Source organism: Bartonella sp. AU55XJBT, assembly GCF_028618525.1.
This window is the reverse complement of the sequence record NZ_JAQITC010000013.1, coordinates 28,204-47,150: the sequence shown is the minus strand read 5'-3', so window position 1 is coordinate 47,150 and position 18,947 is coordinate 28,204. Positions and strand designations below refer to the sequence as shown.

17 protein-coding genes and 1 riboswitch are annotated in these 18,947 nt (G+C 37.0%); of the genes, 12 read left to right on the top strand and 5 right to left on the bottom strand.

Features of this window, described 5'->3' with window-relative positions:
- Window positions 1–43: 43 nt before the first annotated feature.
- A riboswitch (glycine riboswitch) is annotated at window positions 44–141 on the bottom strand.
- Between the two features lie 445 nt (window positions 142–586).
- The 4 genes from PVV70_RS07595 (at window position 587) to PVV70_RS07580 (ending at window position 4,074) form a co-directional block, all read left to right on the top strand.
- Window positions 587–1,249 (top strand): LON peptidase substrate-binding domain-containing protein, encoded by a 663-nt coding sequence (locus PVV70_RS07595; RefSeq protein WP_273758666.1) that lies wholly within the window; start codon window positions 587–589, stop codon window positions 1,247–1,249.
- A 13-nt stretch (window positions 1,250–1,262) separates the two neighbouring features.
- Window positions 1,263–1,469, top strand: coding sequence for a Trm112 family protein (locus tag PVV70_RS07590; protein ID WP_273758665.1), 207 nt, complete (start codon window positions 1,263–1,265; stop codon window positions 1,467–1,469).
- A gap of 791 nt (window positions 1,470–2,260) precedes the next feature.
- Window positions 2,261–2,641: a helix-turn-helix transcriptional regulator gene (locus PVV70_RS07585; protein ID WP_273758664.1), complete on the top strand. Its 381-nt coding sequence runs from the start codon at window positions 2,261–2,263 to the stop codon at window positions 2,639–2,641.
- 401 nt (window positions 2,642–3,042) lie between these two features.
- Window positions 3,043–4,074 carry an aspartate-semialdehyde dehydrogenase gene (locus PVV70_RS07580; protein WP_273758663.1) on the top strand — a complete coding sequence of 344 codons (1,032 nt, stop codon included), beginning with the start codon at window positions 3,043–3,045 and terminating at the stop codon, window positions 4,072–4,074.
- Window positions 4,075–4,431: 357 nt separating this feature from the next.
- On the opposite strand, the gene PVV70_RS07575 is transcribed toward PVV70_RS07580, so the two are convergent.
- Window positions 4,432–5,085 carry an SH3 domain-containing protein gene (locus PVV70_RS07575; RefSeq protein ID WP_273758662.1) on the bottom strand — a complete coding sequence of 218 codons (654 nt, stop codon included), beginning with the start codon at window positions 5,083–5,085 and terminating at the stop codon, window positions 4,432–4,434.
- Window positions 5,086–5,602: 517 nt separating this feature from the next.
- Here PVV70_RS07575 and PVV70_RS07570 point away from each other — a divergent pair.
- The 3 genes from PVV70_RS07570 to PVV70_RS07560 are packed head-to-tail and all read left to right on the top strand — an operon-like array spanning window position 5,603 to window position 8,135.
- Window positions 5,603–6,421 (top strand): MetQ/NlpA family ABC transporter substrate-binding protein, encoded by an 819-nt coding sequence (locus PVV70_RS07570; RefSeq protein WP_273758661.1) that lies wholly within the window; start codon window positions 5,603–5,605, stop codon window positions 6,419–6,421.
- A 27-nt stretch (window positions 6,422–6,448) separates the two neighbouring features.
- Window positions 6,449–7,483, top strand: a complete 1,035-nt coding sequence (locus PVV70_RS07565; protein WP_273758660.1) for a methionine ABC transporter ATP-binding protein — start codon at window positions 6,449–6,451, stop codon at window positions 7,481–7,483.
- Window positions 7,476–8,135: a methionine ABC transporter permease gene (locus PVV70_RS07560; RefSeq protein ID WP_273758659.1), complete on the top strand. Its 660-nt coding sequence runs from the start codon at window positions 7,476–7,478 to the stop codon at window positions 8,133–8,135. Before PVV70_RS07565 ends, PVV70_RS07560 begins: the two co-directional genes overlap by 8 nt.
- A 206-nt stretch (window positions 8,136–8,341) precedes the next feature.
- On the opposite strand, the gene PVV70_RS07555 is transcribed toward PVV70_RS07560, so the two are convergent.
- Window positions 8,342–8,470 carry a hypothetical protein gene (locus PVV70_RS07555; RefSeq protein ID WP_273758658.1) on the bottom strand — a complete coding sequence of 43 codons (129 nt, stop codon included), beginning with the start codon at window positions 8,468–8,470 and terminating at the stop codon, window positions 8,342–8,344.
- A gap of 680 nt (window positions 8,471–9,150) precedes the next feature.
- Window positions 9,151–9,630 (bottom strand): MaoC family dehydratase, encoded by a 480-nt coding sequence (locus PVV70_RS07550; protein WP_273758657.1) that lies wholly within the window; start codon window positions 9,628–9,630, stop codon window positions 9,151–9,153.
- Window positions 9,631–9,794: 164 nt separating this feature from the next.
- On the opposite strand from PVV70_RS07550, the gene PVV70_RS07545 reads away from it, so the two are divergent.
- Window positions 9,795–11,129, top strand: coding sequence for an NAD(P)H-dependent oxidoreductase (locus tag PVV70_RS07545; protein ID WP_273758656.1), 1,335 nt, complete (start codon window positions 9,795–9,797; stop codon window positions 11,127–11,129).
- Window positions 11,130–12,011: 882 nt separating this feature from the next.
- On the opposite strand, the gene PVV70_RS07540 is transcribed toward PVV70_RS07545, so the two are convergent.
- Window positions 12,012–12,368, bottom strand: a complete 357-nt coding sequence (locus PVV70_RS07540; RefSeq protein WP_273758655.1) for a hypothetical protein — start codon at window positions 12,366–12,368, stop codon at window positions 12,012–12,014.
- Window positions 12,369–13,276: 908 nt separating this feature from the next.
- Complete coding sequence (locus tag PVV70_RS07535) at window positions 13,277–13,489, bottom strand: hypothetical protein (RefSeq protein WP_273758654.1); 213 nt, start codon at window positions 13,487–13,489, stop codon at window positions 13,277–13,279.
- A gap of 466 nt (window positions 13,490–13,955) precedes the next feature.
- Here PVV70_RS07535 and PVV70_RS07530 point away from each other — a divergent pair, with 466 nt between their 5' ends.
- The 4 genes from PVV70_RS07530 to PVV70_RS07515 all read left to right on the top strand — a co-directional run bounded on the left by PVV70_RS07530 (window position 13,956) and on the right by PVV70_RS07515 (window position 17,868).
- Window positions 13,956–14,225, top strand: a complete 270-nt coding sequence (locus PVV70_RS07530) for a hypothetical protein (protein WP_273758653.1) — start codon at window positions 13,956–13,958, stop codon at window positions 14,223–14,225.
- Between the two features lie 863 nt (window positions 14,226–15,088).
- The gene (locus PVV70_RS07525; RefSeq protein ID WP_273758652.1) at window positions 15,089–15,832 is read left to right on the top strand and encodes a creatininase family protein; all 744 of its coding nucleotides are present in this window, start codon (window positions 15,089–15,091) and stop codon (window positions 15,830–15,832) included.
- Between the two features lie 21 nt (window positions 15,833–15,853).
- The gene (locus PVV70_RS07520) at window positions 15,854–16,885 is read left to right on the top strand and encodes a GTP-binding protein (protein WP_273758651.1); all 1,032 of its coding nucleotides are present in this window, start codon (window positions 15,854–15,856) and stop codon (window positions 16,883–16,885) included.
- A gap of 11 nt (window positions 16,886–16,896) precedes the next feature.
- Window positions 16,897–17,868, top strand: a complete 972-nt coding sequence (locus PVV70_RS07515; protein ID WP_273758650.1) for a WD40 repeat domain-containing protein — start codon at window positions 16,897–16,899, stop codon at window positions 17,866–17,868.
- Window positions 17,869–18,947: the final 1,079 nt, after the last annotated feature.

Genomic DNA, 18,947 nt, shown 5'->3' with positions numbered 1-18,947 from the left:
TACACCTTCGGCGCGGGCTCTCCCGACTTTCCAGATCTGCCTTGCTCCTTTTACGGTCCTTAAAGCCTGAGAGATTATGGGCTATTTCCCCTTCGGCGGCAATGCGAAAACTTGCAATTTGCACTCTCCCGCAAAAGAATGAAAGAAACGATAACGCTCTTTCCAGCATGTTTTAATCTATAACCTATCTTTATCGCACTGTCATTAGGAAAGTGAACCACAAGCTCTCATTTTAAAACTTGCATAAGCTACTTTAAAAGATTTATAATAGCACCCTTTTGAAGCTTACAAAAATTGTAAGAAACACATTTTAGGAAATTTAAGACAAAAATCAAAAGTTATAGACAAAAATACCCCTTGAAAATCATGCAAAAGGTCACACACTAAAAAGATCGCAAAGTAATATTCTTTCTTGTGCAATTCACCCTTAAGAGTAGAGTTTCATATTCTTTTAAAAATAAGGATTTCAAGTATTTTATAAGGTTGATTTTAATGCACAAGAAGTGGATTTTCTACTTTTTCAATAGTGTCATCAAGTGCAACGATTGACAGGCTAAAATTACCGAATAAAGGTCACAACATACTCATGAAAGCTGGTAATATCTCCTACAATTGCGAAAATGATCTTCCAAAGCAAATTGCTCTTTTCCCTTTAGAAGGTGCGCTCTTACTGCCCGGCGGTTTTTTATCGCTCAACATTTTTGAACCAGAATCGCTCGAAATGATTGAAAATGTTATGGTATCTGATCGTCTCTTGGGCATTATTCAACCCCTTTCATCGGATACGGACCGCTTTTCTACACAACTTTATAAAACAGGTTGTATAGGACGTATTACAAACTACAGTGAAACCGGTAATGGACAACTGTTCATTATCTTACAAGGTGTTTGCCGTTTCACCTTAGAACAAGAATTGTCAAATACAAAGTCCTATCGAACAGCTCTCATCCAATCAAATATCAAAGACTTACAAGAACTCGATATTGAAGAAAGCATTCATCGAGAAAGCTTACTTGATGTTGTTGAGAAATATCTGACCATCCATGAAATGGAATACAATTGGAGCAGCATCATAGAAGCCCCGACACCGATATTGGTGAATGCTTTTTCAGCGCTTATTCCCTTTACACCGGCAGAAAAACAAGCTCTGCTTGAAGCGCCAGATATCAAAAGCCGTGCCCAAACGCTTCTCGCATTAACAGAACGCTCACTCATGAAACAAACAGGAACAGATTACCGTTTAAACTAATGAACGTAAAAACATGAAAAAAATGACCACAGATCCCAAAATGCTCGAATTACTTGTCTGCCCAATGACGAGAGGCACGCTTTCTTTCAACCGAAAAACACAAGAGCTTATTTCTCTCAAAGCCAAACTTGCCTATCCTATTCGTGACGGTGTTCCCATTATGCTTACTTCAGAAGCGCGTCCTTTGCAAAACAATGAAAAAACAACTCATAAAAAATAAACACTCTTTAGGCAATTTGTCTTTCAAAGACCCACTGTTATCAAGCTTCTATCAAGATGATATCTTAGTGTCTTGAGAAAAAGAGTTTTACAATCCGACTTTACAACTTTTCAAAGTCTCTCAAACGATATTTTTATCTATCGTGGATGCCCTGATGACATCAAAACTTGAAAAAACCAACAAGGAAAATGGGCTGTAATTTCAATTGACGATTGAAAGCAATTGCCTTAAGGTCTAGTCGGTATACACGGCGGTCAGGGGGTTCAAATTCAAACATTAAATCCTACTTTGCAAATATACTTCCGGGACTCTTGTTATGTCCAAGTGCATTTTACGCACTAAAAGCAAGAGGCTGACTCGGTTTCAGCACTTCCAGATCCCGGAAGTCTCCAATCCCGATAGTTGAATGCCGAGGGTGCTTGCACCTGAAAGGCATGAGTATAAGCCCAATATCCAGTTTTAATGACATTTCTATAGGCTAATCTATAAGCTAAAAAATGCACTTTGATTTGCTTGAAATAAGCAATTTGAATTTCAATTGACGACTGAAAGCAATTGCCTTATGAAGAAGGCTTGTGTTTTTGGTCGTATACGCGACGATCAAATAGGGCCTGGAAGCCCTAACATCGAACGCAGAATGAATCCGCTTTGCGGGTGTCCCGGAATTTCCGGGGGCTCTTGTTATGTCCAAGTGCATCTTACGCACTAAAAGCAAGAGGCTGATTCGATGTCAGCACTTCCAGACCCCGGAATACCAATGCGAGGGCGCTCGCAGCCGGAGGGGAAACAAAGTGCAAGCTAAAAATTCACATTCTTACGACATTTCTTTAGGCCAAAAAATTCGCTTCAGAAGAAATATGATGGGGTTTTCTCAAAAACAATTAGGAAGTCATTTGGGCGTAACGTTTCAACAAATCCAAAAATATGAAAAAGGTTTAAATCGTGTGAGCGCAGCATGTTTACAGGAAATTGCTGATGTACTGGGTGTTCCCGTTTCCTTCTTTTACGCTGATTGCACAAAAAAAGAAGAGACTTCCTCGCATTGTGATGACAGAATATCGAGTAAAGCAGAATATTTACTTTTGAAAAATTTCAGAGAGCTTACCCGCAAAAAACAAAGAGCAATTTTGCAGTTGATTTCTCATGAAAAAAACAGCTTCTTATTTTTATGAATTTACTGAAAAGCTCTCAACTGTTCTGAATAACATTGAAAAGCATTTTAACTGTCTCCGCCCCAAAAGATAAAAAAATCTCCCAAGGCGATGCATCATACCATCTTTTAAAAATTCAAAAGTATGAAGAGAAACAATTGACAGAAGATAAAAAATTCACTTAAGTGCTCTCGCAAAGAGATGAAGAATTCGCATAAAATATTCAATTTTTTTCACTTCTGAAAGATTAAAAAAGACAATATTATTTGCAATACAATACTTTATTGTGCTGACAATTCTGATTGCTGTGCACAACATGGGATTTGTTGAAGATATAATTTAATGTTGTTCCTTGACCAACTCATTCTCTCCTGAGTATCGCGCGGGGAATAAACGTGGAGAGATACGAAGGAGTATAGAAAATGAGTTTTAAAGTTGCCATTGTCGGCGCAACAGGAAATGTCGGTCGTGAAATGCTTACAATTTTAGAAGAGCGTGGTTTTCCTGCGCATGAAATTGTTCCTCTAGCATCACGACGCTCATTAGGACAAGAAGTTTCTTATGGAGACAAAACTTTAAAAGTAAAAGCACTGGATACTTATGATTTCTCTGACACAGATTTGTGTCTTATGTCTGCAGGGGGAAGCATTTCCAAAGAATATGCTCCTAAAATCGCGGCAGCAGGCTGTGTCGTTATCGACAATTCCTCCACGTGGCGCTATGATGCCAATGTTCCGTTGATTGTCCCTGAAGTCAATGCTGAAGCCATAAGTGCCTTTTCTAAGCGTAATATTATTGCCAATCCCAATTGTTCAACCATTCAATTGGTCTTAGCTTTAAAACCTCTCCATGATGCTGCTATCATTAAACGGGTTGTTGTCTCTACATATCAATCCGTCTCTGGAGCTGGTAAAGAAGGAATGGACGAACTTTTCGAACAATCACGCGCTGTGTTTGTTGCAGATCCCATTACATCAAAAAAATTCACTAAACGCATTGCCTTTAATGTCATTCCCCATATCGATGTTTTCATGGAAGATGGTTATACAAAAGAAGAATGGAAAATGACGGCTGAAACGAAAAAAATTCTTGATCCCAAAATTAAATTAACAGCCACGGCTGTTCGGGTTCCAGTCTTTATCGGTCATGCAGAAGCTGTCCATGTTGAATTTGAAAAACCACTCAGCGTATCTGAAGCGCAAGCGCTCCTCCGCGATGCCCCTGGTTGTCAGCTTATCGATAAACACGAAGATGGTGGCTATACCACGCCTTATGAATGTACGGGAGAAGATGACACCTTTATTAGCCGTATTCGTGAAGATATCACCGTTGAAAATGGTTTAGCTTTCTGGGTTGTCGCCGATAATTTAAGAAAAGGCGCCGCATTAAATGCCGTTCAAATTGCTGAATTGCTCATTTCTCATAATTTGATAAAACCTAAGTCTGTCAATTAACGTCCTATCCAAAAGGACGAAGAATCCTAGCCGGTCTGTCAAAAGTCCGGCTTTTCTTCAAAAAATTTTCCCCTACTGTGGATTTATATCACCACCCTAAAGAACAATCATACGGAGCGTTGACAAATTTTATCCTAAACATCCTTGAATCCCTCGCCACCTTAAAGTTACCCCATACCGCTTAAAACAATGAAGCTCTCTCTGGACTGCTCTTGTATACAATTGTATTTTTTAAGGCGGTTGCACTAATCTCCGCCTTTATGACATTTACGGGACAATAGGATCAGCAGCATAAAGCATTTTTTGCTTCATGCTGCCATCTTGTTTGTCATTCCTATTATAAAATTAACTTTATCCTTATCGAGCAGGATAAGTCACAACACGGTAACGCGTTTCATTGCGTTCAAAATTTTTGTCATTAACCTTATCCGGAAAGAAGGGATTATAAGCATTGACGTGCTTTACAGAAACTTCTTGTGCCTTTGGCGAAGGATTAAAAATTGTTCTTTCATCTCTTTTTTTGACTCCTGTGGAATCGATAATCACATCTTTTCTGTACAGTTTTTGCATATTTTGACGTGTTTTTTGCATCGCTGGAAGAGCTTTAAAATCAGAAACAATCTGTTTTACTTTTTCTTTTTTTACTTTTGGCGATTTTATCATAGAATTTGATTTTGATTTTACAGGCACCTTTTTAAAAGCAATGGTAGGAACATTAGCGACATTGACATAACGTGCAGATGCCCAACCAACTTTTCCATGATACCCAAGAGAACACCAAGTTTTATTAGATAAGCAGCCATAAATTTGCACTTTTGCACCCACTGGAACCGTTGTGATCACTTTATAAGCTGTCGCAGGACCGGTGCGTAACGATACCTGACCTGATGCAACACGAGCAACAGTTCCAGCAATAGTCCCAGCTTGCGCGTGAGAAGCAGTCATAGCCACCCCTGATGCTCCCAAAGCCCATAAGATCATTGTCGTTGATAAAAAATTCTTTCTTAACATTATTTTTCTTCCTCTCTAATCTGTGAAGGGCAAAATATTCGCCTTTGCAAAAATTTGCCGCGTTTAAATCCAGTAATCATCACTCTTTCTTTTCCCCAAACGCCCCCAGCTCCATTGCAACCAAATCTCTCTTTGTCCCCTCCACCCCTCTCCACAAACATGGTCTTTTGACTTTGATTGCGCAGTATGTCCCTCATGAATTGACCACTAAAACATCATCTGATTGCTTGACTCTTCAACCAATCATTCTCTTAAAGAAGTTTTTAAAGTGTCATTGGTTCCCTCAACAAATCATTATAATAGAAGAATTGATGACCTGAATTTCAGAGATCTTCTATGAACAAATGATGATATTTCCCCAAAACTGCCGAAAATGGAGAGAAAAAGAATACTCTTTTTAAAATAAAAGTGATTGAATATTCTCTAAAGCTTGTATAGGCTTAGATCTTCCTAAAAAAATACAGAGTATATTGAAGATTTCCTCAAAAAATCTCTTATAAAAGAAAGTTAAAAGCACATGACATTAAAATTTTTTTCTCGTAGTTGTCTTAGAGGATTATTCCTCTCTCTCTTGGCACTTTTTTTGTCTACTGCTTTTTCCATGGCTGCAGACAAAACAAAAATCAAACTCGGTATTATGGAAGGACGGGATGCGATTATCTGGAAAATTGCTGCTGAACAGGCTAAAAAAGACGGTTTAGATATTGAACTCGTTTATTTTTCTGATTACGCTTTGCCCAACGACGCTGTTAACGCAGGAGAGATCGATGCGAATGCTTTTCAGCACGCACCTTATCTTAATGAACAAATGAAACAACGTGGCTATAAACTTTCAATTGTTGGCTATACATTTATTGCTCCAATCGGTGTTTATTCGCACAAAATAAAAGATTTAAAAGATCTGCGTGATGGTGCACATGTTGGTATTCCTAATGACCCATCGAATGGTGGAAGAGCCTTACTTCTTCTCAATTCTTTAGGTCTCATTAAGTTAAAAGATCCTCATAATATTCTTGCATCTCCACTTGATATTATTGAAAATCCTAAAAACCTACAAATTCGTGAACTCGATGCCGGTATGCTCGGGCGTGCAATCGACGATTTTGATATTGCAATTATAAACACAAACTGGGCTATTGTTTCTGGATTAAACTTCGAAAAAGATGTAGTCGCATGGGAGAGCGCAAAAAATAATCCTTATGATAATATCATCGTTGTACGCACGAGCGAAAAAGATGAACCATGGGTAAAAAAATTAGTTGCCGCTTACAACAATGAACTTATCCGCACAAAAATCAAAGAGATTTTTGGTACAACAGCCCAAACATCTTGGTAATTGTGCCAAATATCCCGGTAATCGTGAATGGAAAAACCTACTCTTATATCCTTAAAAAACATCAGCCGTTGTTTTAACAAAACGGCTGGTGTTCCGGTAATCAATAATCTATCTTTGAATATCCATGCTGGGGAAATCCTTGGCATTATCGGGCGCAGTGGAGCAGGAAAATCAACACTTATTCGCTGTTTAAATGGGTTAGAGAAAATTGATGCAGGGTCCATTTTTTTTGAAGGTGTTGATATTTCACATCTATCAGAGATAGAATGGGCACCTTACCGTCAACGAATTGGAATGATTTTTCAACATTTCAATCTTCTCTCATCGCAAAAGGTGATTGATAATATTGCATTACCGCTCAAATTAACAGGAATAAACAAAAAACAGCGCCACAAACGTGCCCTTGAACTGATTGAATTGGTTGGGTTATATGGGAAAGAATATTGTTATCCGGCACAATTATCCGGAGGGCAAAAACAACGGGTTGGCATTGCCCGTGCTCTAGCCGCTAATCCTAAAATATTGTTATCCGATGAAGCAACTTCTGCTCTTGATCCTGAAACAACACAATCTATTCTAGAGCTCCTTGCTAATATCAACAAACACCTCAATCTCACGATTGTGCTCATTACCCATGAAATGGAAGTTGTGCGCACCATAGCGCATCGCGTCGTTGTTCTTAACCAAGGAAACATTGTAGAGGAAGGACGTGTGAAAGACATTTTTACATCACCGCAAGATGATACAACTATCGCCATGCTCAAACTTGTCACGCCACAACTTCCTGAAAAATTTGCGAAAAATCTCAAACCCATCGGACAAGAGGCTGTCATTGAAATCAATATTGCCGGTGAAATTGCCCAGCAACCTTTTCTTCATCTGCTAGAAAATGAGAGTGGTTTAAAAGCACGTATTTTGCATGGTGGCATTGATACAGTTCAAGATGAAACCATCGGGCGACTCTTCTTGGCTCTTCCTGGAGAAGATAAAGAAGCTTTAGACAAAGCTGTTCAATGGTTAACGAAAAAAGGACGATATTGTGAGGTATTAGGTTATGTTTAATGTTCTCACGCATGAACTTCCCCAAGCTGTTATTGATACAATATTGATGGCACTTAGTGCATCTTTTATGGCATTTATTATAGGGCTTCCCCTTGGTCTTCTTCTTCACACAACAGCACGTGGAGGGATTTTTGCCTCATGTCTCATCAATCGCCCTTTAAGCATGATCATTGACAGTATTCGTGCCATTCCCTTTATTATTCTTGCATTTTATCTTCTTCCCGTTACGCGTATCGTTGTAGGACGAGGGATAGGAATGCCTGCTGTAATTTTTATACTTACCATTTCAGCTATTCCCTTTTATGCACGCATGGCCGAACTCTCTTTTAAAACAGTTGAAAACGGTCTCATTGAAGCGATCCGCTCTATGGGCGCAAGTCGCCTTCAAATTATCAGACATGTTCTTATTCCCGAAGCTCTCCCTAGCCTGATTACAGGTTTTACAGTCATGATCATTTCTCTCATAGGCGCCACCTCACTTGCCGGATATCTTGGTGGAGGCGGTTTAGGAGACATGGCAATCCGCTATGGTTATCAACGCTATAATACCTTCATCATGACCATTGTCATCATTCTTTTGATCATGCTCAATATTATCACCCAATGGACTTCTGATAAAATCGTACAAAAACTTGATAAAACGAAGCATTAAAAAACTGAGGATTTCACACGCCAGTATTATCATCCTCTTTAGCACTTCCAAAGCGCAACCACCTCCCAAGTGCAACATTTCTTGGCGATTGAAAACGCTCATTTAAAAAAAACAAGAACATCTCGCCACTCCATTGTTAATCTATCCATGGTTTTATGACGTTATTTTATTTTCTTAAACAAGGTTTTTGCTTTAACTGCTCCCCCTCAATCAACATCTAGATCGAATGCAACAGCATATTTTAGACACAAATTGAGTGGGATAAAAGCTCTAAATACTGTTCCTGCTTTTGCATGCCAAAGTGCAAGCGAGCGCATTGTAGATTTGTCAAGCATAATTTCTAAAACCGGAGGATAGTCTCATTTGAAAAGAATATTAAGATGTAAAAGTACAAACCAATTTTCATCTTTACCATCATTTTTGAATTCAGCATTAAGGCTTTAAAAAGCATCTAAAGCAATATCTTTTAAATAATGGAGATTACGCATTGTCTCATACTTTTATTTATATTTATTGTGTTTTTAACGGATCACAACCTGCTCATAAAATAAAATGCCCCAAATGCAATAAGACTCGGCTCATATATTCATGCGCTTTTTAAAATACATCAAAGTTTCCACGTCCATTTCGCAACAGCAGCCGTAAATGGTATAATAGTCAATCCATTGAACCTCCATCTTTACGCTTTATAAAAAAGTAAGCCGGTACCATCAGACACTTTTCCAACATCCAATGTTGTACCCCATCCCTTGATAGTTGAGACAAAGGCATACTTTTCTTGTATAGTTTTACTCCATACAAGCTTCCCCGCTTTTAAACGTGCAAATAAGTGGTTTTGATTGTTTCAACATGGAATGCGTTTAAAATGAGAGGATCTTACGATATTCTGGAATCGCATTCAGGATGAATAACACGAGATTATCCTTATAAATCAATATATTTTCAATGTTATCATCGAAGAAAATTCTTATAAAATCGTATGAAAATTTTTATCAAATAAAGCACGCAAATCATCTTAAGGATTGGAAAATTTTTCTCCCATGACAGCAACAATAAGCCATTGAGCCGTAAGGGCTGGTTTTTTTAACTGTTCCACTTCCACTGTAATCCCATAATGGAAGACCACGCGACCAGAAGGGCGAATTTCTGCATCATCAAGCACAAAACGCGCACGTACCCGTGTTCCTGTTTTCACAGGACTCATGAAGCGTACTTTATCAAAACCATAATTAATCCCCATTGTAGCCCCTTCTAACTCTGGAAGAGCCTCATAAGCAAGCGTAGACAAAAGCGATAATGTTAAAAACCCATGAGCAATCGTTCCCCCAAAAGGTGTCTTTTTAGCCTTTTCCTCATCAACGTGTATCCATTGATGATCATCTGTAGCGCATGCAAATTGATTAATCATATCCTGTGTAACAAGACGCCACTGCGATAATCCCATTTCTTTTCCAATAAAAGTAGTGACATCTTGTACTGTGATTTTTTGCTGCATAACGGCTATTCCTATTTTATTTTATAAAAGCAATCATCCCCCTTGCTTTTATAAAACCCATTGATTAGAGCATCAAGAATAAAAGATTAATTGTCTTAAAAACAAATACACCTTATGAATGAAAAATCTCTTTTAGTAGAATAGTTTTCAAATGGGAAAAAAGAATGGCAAGCAATGTAAACCTAACAGGTTTAGCGCATGATTTGAAGCAACGTGCAGAAAACCACCCTCCTATCCGTATTGGACTGATTGGTTGTGGGGAGATGGGCACAGATTTATTATCAAGTATTGCGCAAATGGAGGGAATAACAGTCGCTGCTGTAGCCACGAGGACACCGTCACGTATTTTTGATGCTGCAACACTTGCCTATGGCGAAGAGGGACATGTCTGTGAAGTTGAAAATGCTCATGCCCTCACGCAAAGCATTGAAAAAGGTTTGATTGCAGCAACAGATGACATTGACCTTGTTTTACGCCATGAACAAATTGATATTATCGTTGATGCAACAGGCTATCCTGAAGCGGGAGCAGAAATTGGCTTTAAAGCGCTTGAAAACAACAAACATCTTGTCATGATGAATGTTGAAGCCGATGTTACGATTGGCGCATATCTGAAATATGAAGCAGAAAAACGAGGACTTATTTATACCCTTGGTGCTGGTGATGAACCGACTTCCTGCATGGAACTCATCGAATTTGTTTCAGCTCTTGGGCATAAAATTGTGGCAGCGGGGAAGGGAAAAAATAATCCTCTGCTCTTTGATGCCACACCCGATGCTTACGAAGAAGAAGCATTACAGCGTAATATGAATGTGCGCATGTTGGTTGAATTTATTGATGGTTCCAAAACGATGGTTGAAATGGCAGCCATTGCCAATGCCACTGGACTTCTCCCTGATTGCCCAGGAATGCATGGCCCCCAAGCAACACTGCAAGATTTAAACAAAATCCTTATCCCAAAACAAGATGGCGGCATTTTGCAGCAATATGGTGTGGTGGATTATTCAACAGGTCAAGGTGTTTCTCCAGGTGTCTTTGTCATTGCAGAAATAGCACACCCACGTTTACGCGAGCGTATGGAAGATTTAAAAATCGGTCAAGGACCTTACTTCACCTTTCACCGCCCCTATCATCTCACAGCAATGGAAGTTCCCCTCACCTGTGCGCGCGTGATGCTTTATGGTAAAAAAGATATGGTTCCTCTCAACCACCCCGTAGTAGAAGTCTGTGCTGTCGCTAAAAAAGACTTATACCCAGGCGATCAATTAGATTTTATCGGTCTTTATACGTATCGTGCTTGGATCATGAATATTGCAGAAGCACGCGCCCACCACGCTATTCCTTGTGGTCTTTTAGAAAAAGCAACAGTCACAGCTGCCATCAAAAAAAATGAACTCATTACAGTACATAATACGGCTATCCGTGAAGATCAATGGATTGCCCGTCTTCGTGCCAAACAAGATCTTTTGCTTGATTGCCCTTCTCCGGCCAAACTATAAATATCCTCTTCTTACTCTAATATAAAAATCCATTGATGATAAGGAACAACGTTTCTTTTCTATAGGAAAGTAACGCATAAAAAATAAATGCATTTTGAATTCATCATATTTCCTTCGTGAAGATCTCATGAATTGAAAATACTTATGTAAAACAATACCTTATACTTTCTTTCTCTTTCCTTCCACTCATGCATTTCCTTCTTATCCCCTTCCTTAACAGCCCCCTTCCCTTACGCAACAGAACACCCAGAATACACTTGTATTACACATTCAGGTTTCTGTTTGAATCAACACATTTTTCAACGCCGCCCATCACCACCTCACTCTCACGAACAGTGCGCATCAATATCATACCAAAATCCCCATGAGGTGGTCTAAGATTCGCTATGTATCACTATCTTTATGCCATAAATATACGAAACCAGCAGCATCATTTTATTTTCCTATAACGGTAGCTCTTAAGCCTTAGAGACTAATTCATGAGAAAAATTTTACCCCTTTTTTAAATAATTTTTATCCATCCACAAATACAATTTGTTGTATACAAAAAACGCTTTTGATAAATCCAACATATACAGATTTAAAATGGTAAATATTTATAAAGCAGTAAGTTTATTTTTAATTTAATAGTTTGATTTATAATGACAAATTACCATCAGTCATGCACATTAGAAGAGAAAATAACCATAAACTATAAAAATCCGGTTACACCACTTTGAAAAGAAAAAACATCAATTGCAAGATGTTGAACTTTAATAATAGTTTTTAGTATTAATAGTCGCTCTTCTCCTATCCAATACAGCACGAACAACTTCAAATATTGTTTTTTTCAAAATAAGGAAATAAAAGAAAAACTCATCGACAAAGTCGATGAGTTTTCTCCTAAAATGTACAGAATATTCCTAAAAGAGAGATAAAAGTCCCAACAATATCCCCAACACATAAAGAAGCAAGAAGCGAGAAAACACCTATCCCACCCCAAAAGACGTTACCTGAATATGCAGAAACTTTCTCAATTTTTCCAAAAGCAACGCCATCTTGTTCCTCAATGCCGTAAATAACAGCTCTCTCCACAGCTTTAATAACTGCATTGTTGTCTACTGTAGAAACAGTAACTGCCATTCTCTCTTGAAATTGATTTTTTACAAAACTCGCATTCCCTTCTATAATTTGTACAAAAAAAAGAATAAGGAGTGTAAAAGTAAATGAACATACACGATTTTTAAATACTTTAAACATAGCTTCGTTTGCTCCTCTTTTTCTTCACTGAAAAAGTGAAAGAATATTTATATATAAAAATAAATAACACAATATGATATATTATATGTAACTTTATATTAAATATAATACATTATGTATTGAATGTAAAGATATAAAAACAAAATAATTTAAATTTTAAAAATAATAACAACAATACTAGAAAATTTCTAAACAACCTAGTTAAGAAAATTTATTTTAAAATCAAATGACTATAAAACATGGCGAACAAAATTAAACATCGCCTCACATTACAAAAAAACTTATCAAAGTAAAATGTAATACTTCATTATTATCTATAATTTTAAAAATATTTATGAATATCAAGAGTAATTTCTTATTTTTACAATAGAATCATTTATCATTGATGCTATTAAATTAAGAGGATAAAAGTAATAATTTTTATCAATATACTTCAAAGTAATAAAAATTTATCAAATTTCACAGCAAAATAAAGCTTCAAAAACTAAATTCATTTAAAAAGTATAGACTATAAATTTTATAAATACATTGAAATGACAATAAATTTTAAAACCATATAACCTTAAAAAATATCAATAAAAATACTTCTCTATTATTGAGATCAGAGAAAGATGGAATAGCACTTCAAGGATCCTTTATTATATCTTACATCACTCATCGATATGGTACAGATTTGCTCTTGATAATGTCGAAAAATAAAATCGCGAGCAAATAAAAACCGCGATCTAGAATAAATATATTTTCACCAATAAACCTTAAAAGTCTGTCCTATTTTTTGAATAAAATGGTTATAAAGCGTAAAAGATTCTTCAAGAACTCTATTTTCAAAATTGATAAAATGCACTTATAAACTGAATCAACTTATCAGATTTACAAAACATTATAAACAACACAAAAGCGCTAGAAAACTATCTAAAACCAAATATTAAGATATTCATGAAAAATAAGATAATTCCCCAAAATACTGAAAAACAATTCTCTTTCCTAGCTTTTATGAAAGTTAGCTTATTTTTTTCTTCAATAGGATAGATCACAGCCTTATCTATATTTCGAGCTACTATATTTTTCTCTTGATGAATAAAAAATAACTCTCTTTGAAAGAACTCTTTAGCAATATTCATATGCCTTTCTGCACCTTGTGCAAAAAAAAAGAATGAATGCTATAAAAATAGAGCAATAAAAATTATTTTTAAATATGTGAAACATAAACCCATATTACCATATTTTTATTTAAATAAAAAAGTAAAATAATAATAAAAACTATTTCCTAACAATTTATTTTTATATATATACTATATTAACTATTATACATATACTATATTCACTATAAGCGTGATTAAAATTTTAATAAAAAAATGTTTAAATATTTGAAGAAAACGTGATAGAGCAACCTATGAAAAAATCACGTTTTTGAAGGACCAGCTTCAAAATAAACAACTTAAAAAAAATAGCCCTCGAAAACTAATATTGATCAATCCCAATCTTGATCAATCCCAATCTTGATCAATCCCAATCTTGATCAATCCCAATCTTGATCAATCAATGTATCCACGGCTCATCTTAAAAGAAAAAGACTGATTTATAATCATGATTCATTGTTTTGCATGTTTGAATGAAAGACCACCTAATGATTATAAATTTCCCTTAAGTTTAACGCTTTTTATATTGAATCAATCAAATTTATTTGCTTACAAAGCACAAACGAAAGTGATGTATAGGGCGAAAGTGATGTATAGGGAGAAAACCTTAAAGAAAAAAATATCACTTATGAGGTATTTTAAGCACCAAGGGATGTTGCAAAAATCGCAAGATGACAAAGTATATGCTGGCACCTCCCTTTTACTTCAACAAGTATAAAGATGATCGTATACAATCGTTTTTCTATTATAGGGATTTACCGTTATACTCTTCAACGTACAGCATTACAAAATAGGCTTGAATACTTGCTTTTTCTTTAAAACAAGCGACGTGCAACACAATGGGGTTCTGTTTATCTTAGTTTCAACGATGCTTCTTCTTTATCATCTGATCACTCAACAAATTATAAACTCATCAAGCTCTCTACAATTTCGCGACGCTGCGCGTCGAGTTGCAAGACCAAACTTTTAGCATTTGAGGTGATTTATAAGAAGCATACCTGTACAGTTTCACGCCTTACAGCTAATCTACTTGTGATGTGTAAGAGACATGGTTTTTATTTACTCAAAATGGAACAGGTTTGGAATAAAAAAATCTTATGATTTTCGAGACTCTCATTCAACATGAAAAAATAAACACTCTTTATAAATCAATATAGTGTCATTATGTGATTTCATCTCATGTAAATTCTTCTCATTACATTCATTTTTTCTTCATAAACACTAAAATCTGTTAAGACACTCTTCAAAGTAAAATGCGTGTACAAACATTTTCATTCTTTTGTAAGACATCTATGTAAACTTGAATTCACAGCGCAAGAATCCTGATTAAAAGCAAAAAGACACAATCAAAAATGCTTACAGAAGTTATCGATCTTTAGAAGGGGTAGCGCATATTCCATCAAAACTGTGTTAGCTTCTCTCAGTAAAACCTTTCACTATTTTTAATAAAGCTCTCATTTTTAGAATATCCCTATGGGATGTAAAAATACACCTATTTGCGTTTCTCTTATAGATAGATTAAATAGTGACAGCACCTTTGATCACTTTATCTATATGAACTCCTCTTTTGGGCAATAATTTATGGTATCTAACACACCTTTTCTCGCTCTTTTACCTTTGGGCGCACATGAATATCACGGAGAGCACCTTCCCTTTGAAACCGACTGGATTATTGCTGAAGCTTTTGCAAAAGCCCTCACGTTAGAAACAAAAGAACAATTTCATATCGCCCTTTTACCAGTTGAAAAAATTGGCTATTCTATAGAACATATGGATATCACAGGAACACAAACCCTGACCTTTTCTGATGCGATTAAGCGCTGGATAAAGATTGGTGAAAACTGCTATGACAAAGGGATCAACCGTCTTCTTCTTCTCAATGCTCACGGTGGCAATTCACCTTTAATGAGCATTGTTATCACCGAATTGAGAAGGCGCCTTTCCATGCTTGCTGTAGCAACAAGCTGGAGCCGTTTTGGTTTGCCACAAGGTCTGATAGAACCTTCTCAACAGCCTCTTGATATCCATGGAGGTTTTATCGAAACCTCTCTCATGCTCTATTTAGCCCCAGAAAAAGTCCATATGGAAAAGGCAAAAAATTTTCATAATAAACAAGCGGATATGATTGCCAATTATCGCTATTTACGCGCTTATGGTCCTCATGCTTTTGGCTGGACAATGCGTGATCTCAACACGCAAGGTGCAGCAGGAAATGCAAGCAAAGCAACCCCCCAAGCCGGTAAAGCAATCTTTTCTCATGTTCTGTCTCAGCTTCGTGATTTACTTGATGATATCAAGCGATTTAACATAAACACATGGCAATAAAGAACAATAAAAGGTCTCTCCATGGAAACGACACCCAAAAAAAAACTTCCTGTTACGGTTCTCACGGGCTATCTTGGCGCAGGAAAAACCACCCTTCTCAACCGCATTCTCAGTGAAAATCATGGCAAACGTTATGCTGTCATTGTCAATGAATTTGGTGAAATTGGGATTGATAATGACCTGATCATTGAATCAGATGAAGAAATTTATGAAATGAATAACGGCTGTGTTTGCTGCACTGTGCGGGGCGATCTCATTCGCATTCTGGAAAGTTTGATGCAACGTTCTCATCGATTTGATGCGATTATTATAGAAACAACAGGACTTGCCAATCCGGTTCCCGTAGCACAAACCTTTTTCATGGATGATACTGTCCATGAAAAAACAACGCTTGACAGTGTCATAGCTGTCGTTGATGCACAGCATTTGCCCTCTCAACTGCAAAAAAGTCGTGAAGTTGAAGAGCAAATTGCCTTCGCAGACATCGTTCTTTTAAATAAGATTGATCTCGTCACGGCACAAGAACATACCCATGCAGAATCTCTTATTCTTGCCATTAATCCTCGCGCTATACTCTATACAACACAGCGCACCAAGATTCCTCTTGATAAACTTCTCAATCGTGGTTTCTTTGATCTCCAACGAACCCTAGACCATGAACCTCATTTTCTTGATGACAAGCATACAAACCAATCTGAAGATCATGTGTGTGGCCCCGATTGCCATCATGAGCATCATCATCACACATCCAGCATTCATGATATTACCGTCACTTCTGTTAGTTTAAAAACAGGTGCCCTGCAACCAGAAAAATTTTTCCCTTGGATCCAACAGCTTACGCAGCAACAAGGGCCTAATATCTTGCGTCTTAAAGGCATTATTGCCTTTCAAGGAGATGATGATCGTTATGTCATTCAAGGTATTCATATGCTTGTTGAGGGACAACACCAACGCCCATGGCGTGAGGATGAAAAACGAGAAAGCCGCCTTGTTTTTATCGGCCGCTCTCTTGATGGCGAAAAATTAAAAACTGATTTTGAAAATTGCGCATAAAATGAGTGACAATGCCAAACATAACCCATTATGATCTCCAAAGTTACTGCCTTTCCTGTGGTTTTATAGGCAATAAACCAGCCTTTGTTTCCGTGGAAGGTTTGATTGTTTTTTTAACCCCAACCCCACAAGTCTTTGAAGTTCACCAAGGAATAATTTCAAGTCATTTTTCCCATGACAAGACTGCGATCATCACAGGAGGAGAAGATGGAAAAGTCTGTCAAACAACAGTAGGTGGTCACACAGAACTGCTCAGTCAAAAAGAACGCAAATGGATAAATAACGTTGCTTTTGGTCCCCAAAAAGCTTTTGCCTTTTCCTCTGCACGTCTTGCATTTGTACATGTTGGAAAAGAACAACAAGAGCTACCACATGAACGCAGTGTAGAAGGTTTGGCTTTTGCCCCCAAAGGTTTACGACTTGCCATTGCCCATTACAATGGCGTTACCCTTCATTGGCTCTCAACACAAACATCTCCCACCACATTGCTATGGAAAGGCGCTCATTGTGGTGTTACCTTTTCACCAGACAACCGCTACGTCATTTCCACGATGCAAGAAAACGCCTTACACGGCTGGCGTCTTGCCGATCATCAACATTTACGGATGAGTGGCTACCCAAGTAAAGTCAAAAGCTGGTCTTGGAGTGCAAAAGGAAAATGGCTCGCAACATCAGGTGCTTCTGCTGCAATTGTTTGGCCCTTTCATACAAAAGACGGCCCCATGGGAAAAACACCCCTAGAACTTGGAACACGAGCAAATGCCCTTGTTAGCACCGTTTCATGCCATCCAAGCGAAGAAATTGTTGCCATAGGCTTCAATGATGGAATGATTTTAGCGGCACATTTTCGTGATGGAAAAGAAGTTCTTTTAAAAGGGTATGGAAAAAGCGCTATTTCAGCACTCAACTGGGATCAAACAGGGCAGACCCTCACCTTCGGCAGTGAAAATGGTGAATGTGGTATAATTAATATCACTGATTAAGCCAAACACCAACAAGCACAACCATCGCCGATAAAAATACCCACGCAATCCTCTAGAAATCTGAACCTCCACACATCTCTAGAACTCACAGAAGTTGCAAACACCCTCCCCCCAAATCCCCAAAGTCTTTATAATCATGAAGCCTTCCACCTTGCTAGCGGCTCCCTTTAGACAAGAAAAGGCCTCTTTATTCCTACGATAAAAAGAAGAAAACTCGACACTATTTTTTTAATAAAATTTTTTTGACCGCCGCTTGATACCTCAAAAAATAAAATTCCCTACCTGTTCTGATCGACAATCCGGTTTCTTTTCTAGACATATCAAATTGGTTTAATAAAGGGTGTTCATCGTTTTACACGTAGGAATGAAAGTCCTTCAAATCATAAAATTCTCTCGGTTCCAATCTATTTATATTGAATCAACCAATTATGAATACTTTCAAATGCTAAAATCACTGCAATATTGGAATCCTAAAAAATAGAATGATGACACCCACTTATTAGAGCAATAACAAATACTCTATATCTTATCAAAATTTCTCTTGGTGTCTATCATTTGCAAAAAAGAAACAACATCCCTAAAAACACGATCAAGCATCCTTTACTTTTTATGATAATTTAACCTCAAATTCTCTCAGCCTTTTCTAAAAGGACACATATTTTCTAACATCCTCAAGGAAACATCTTTAAAAAATGAATAAAATTGGACACAAATAACCCTAAAAACTCTTAAGAAAAACGCTTAAAAAACCATTCTTAGCCCACTTTAATATTAAAAAAACAACCAACAATACCGCCTTTTTTGAAAGATTCCGCAACAAAGCATTCAGTATAAAAGATTTTTATCACATTCATAATGAAACCTTTCCTCATATCACAACATTAAAACTTTTAGAAAAGTTTCTCATTACATAGAAGAAAGCATCTTGAGTAACTTCAATCATCAATCAAAAAAATCGTTTATAGTAACCTTTTATACTTAAAAAAATAACCATATATTGATGAAGGAATATAAGTTAAGAGATTAAAAAGGCAGAAAAATCTTCTGCCTTTCATATAAAAATGTACAATGGACCTCTT

What these genes read in the sequence shown, in the direction of transcription:
- PVV70_RS07595 (WP_273758666.1), top strand. Translation starts at nt 587, where the DNA reads ATGAAAGCTGGTAATATCTCCTACAATTGCGAAAATGATCTTCCAAAG.
- PVV70_RS07590 (WP_273758665.1), top strand. Translation starts at nt 1,263, where the DNA reads ATGAAAAAAATGACCACAGATCCCAAAATGCTCGAATTACTTGTCTGC.
- PVV70_RS07580 (WP_273758663.1), top strand. Translation starts at nt 3,043, where the DNA reads ATGAGTTTTAAAGTTGCCATTGTCGGCGCAACAGGAAATGTCGGTCGT.
- PVV70_RS07575 (WP_273758662.1), bottom strand. Translation starts at nt 5,085, where the DNA reads ATGTTAAGAAAGAATTTTTTATCAACGACAATGATCTTATGGGCTTTG.
- PVV70_RS07570 (WP_273758661.1), top strand. Translation starts at nt 5,603, where the DNA reads ATGACATTAAAATTTTTTTCTCGTAGTTGTCTTAGAGGATTATTCCTC.
- PVV70_RS07565 (WP_273758660.1), top strand. Translation starts at nt 6,449, where the DNA reads ATGGAAAAACCTACTCTTATATCCTTAAAAAACATCAGCCGTTGTTTT.
- PVV70_RS07560 (WP_273758659.1), top strand. Translation starts at nt 7,476, where the DNA reads ATGTTTAATGTTCTCACGCATGAACTTCCCCAAGCTGTTATTGATACA.
- PVV70_RS07555 (WP_273758658.1), bottom strand. Translation starts at nt 8,470, where the DNA reads ATGCTTGACAAATCTACAATGCGCTCGCTTGCACTTTGGCATGCAAAA.
- PVV70_RS07550 (WP_273758657.1), bottom strand. Translation starts at nt 9,630, where the DNA reads ATGCAGCAAAAAATCACAGTACAAGATGTCACTACTTTTATTGGAAAA.
- PVV70_RS07545 (WP_273758656.1), top strand. Translation starts at nt 9,795, where the DNA reads ATGGCAAGCAATGTAAACCTAACAGGTTTAGCGCATGATTTGAAGCAA.
- PVV70_RS07540 (WP_273758655.1), bottom strand. Translation starts at nt 12,368, where the DNA reads ATGTTTAAAGTATTTAAAAATCGTGTATGTTCATTTACTTTTACACTC.
- PVV70_RS07535 (WP_273758654.1), bottom strand. Translation starts at nt 13,489, where the DNA reads ATGAATATTGCTAAAGAGTTCTTTCAAAGAGAGTTATTTTTTATTCAT.
- PVV70_RS07530 (WP_273758653.1), top strand. Translation starts at nt 13,956, where the DNA reads ATGATTCATTGTTTTGCATGTTTGAATGAAAGACCACCTAATGATTAT.
- PVV70_RS07525 (WP_273758652.1), top strand. Translation starts at nt 15,089, where the DNA reads ATGGTATCTAACACACCTTTTCTCGCTCTTTTACCTTTGGGCGCACAT.
- PVV70_RS07520 (WP_273758651.1), top strand. Translation starts at nt 15,854, where the DNA reads ATGGAAACGACACCCAAAAAAAAACTTCCTGTTACGGTTCTCACGGGC.
- PVV70_RS07515 (WP_273758650.1), top strand. Translation starts at nt 16,897, where the DNA reads ATGCCAAACATAACCCATTATGATCTCCAAAGTTACTGCCTTTCCTGT.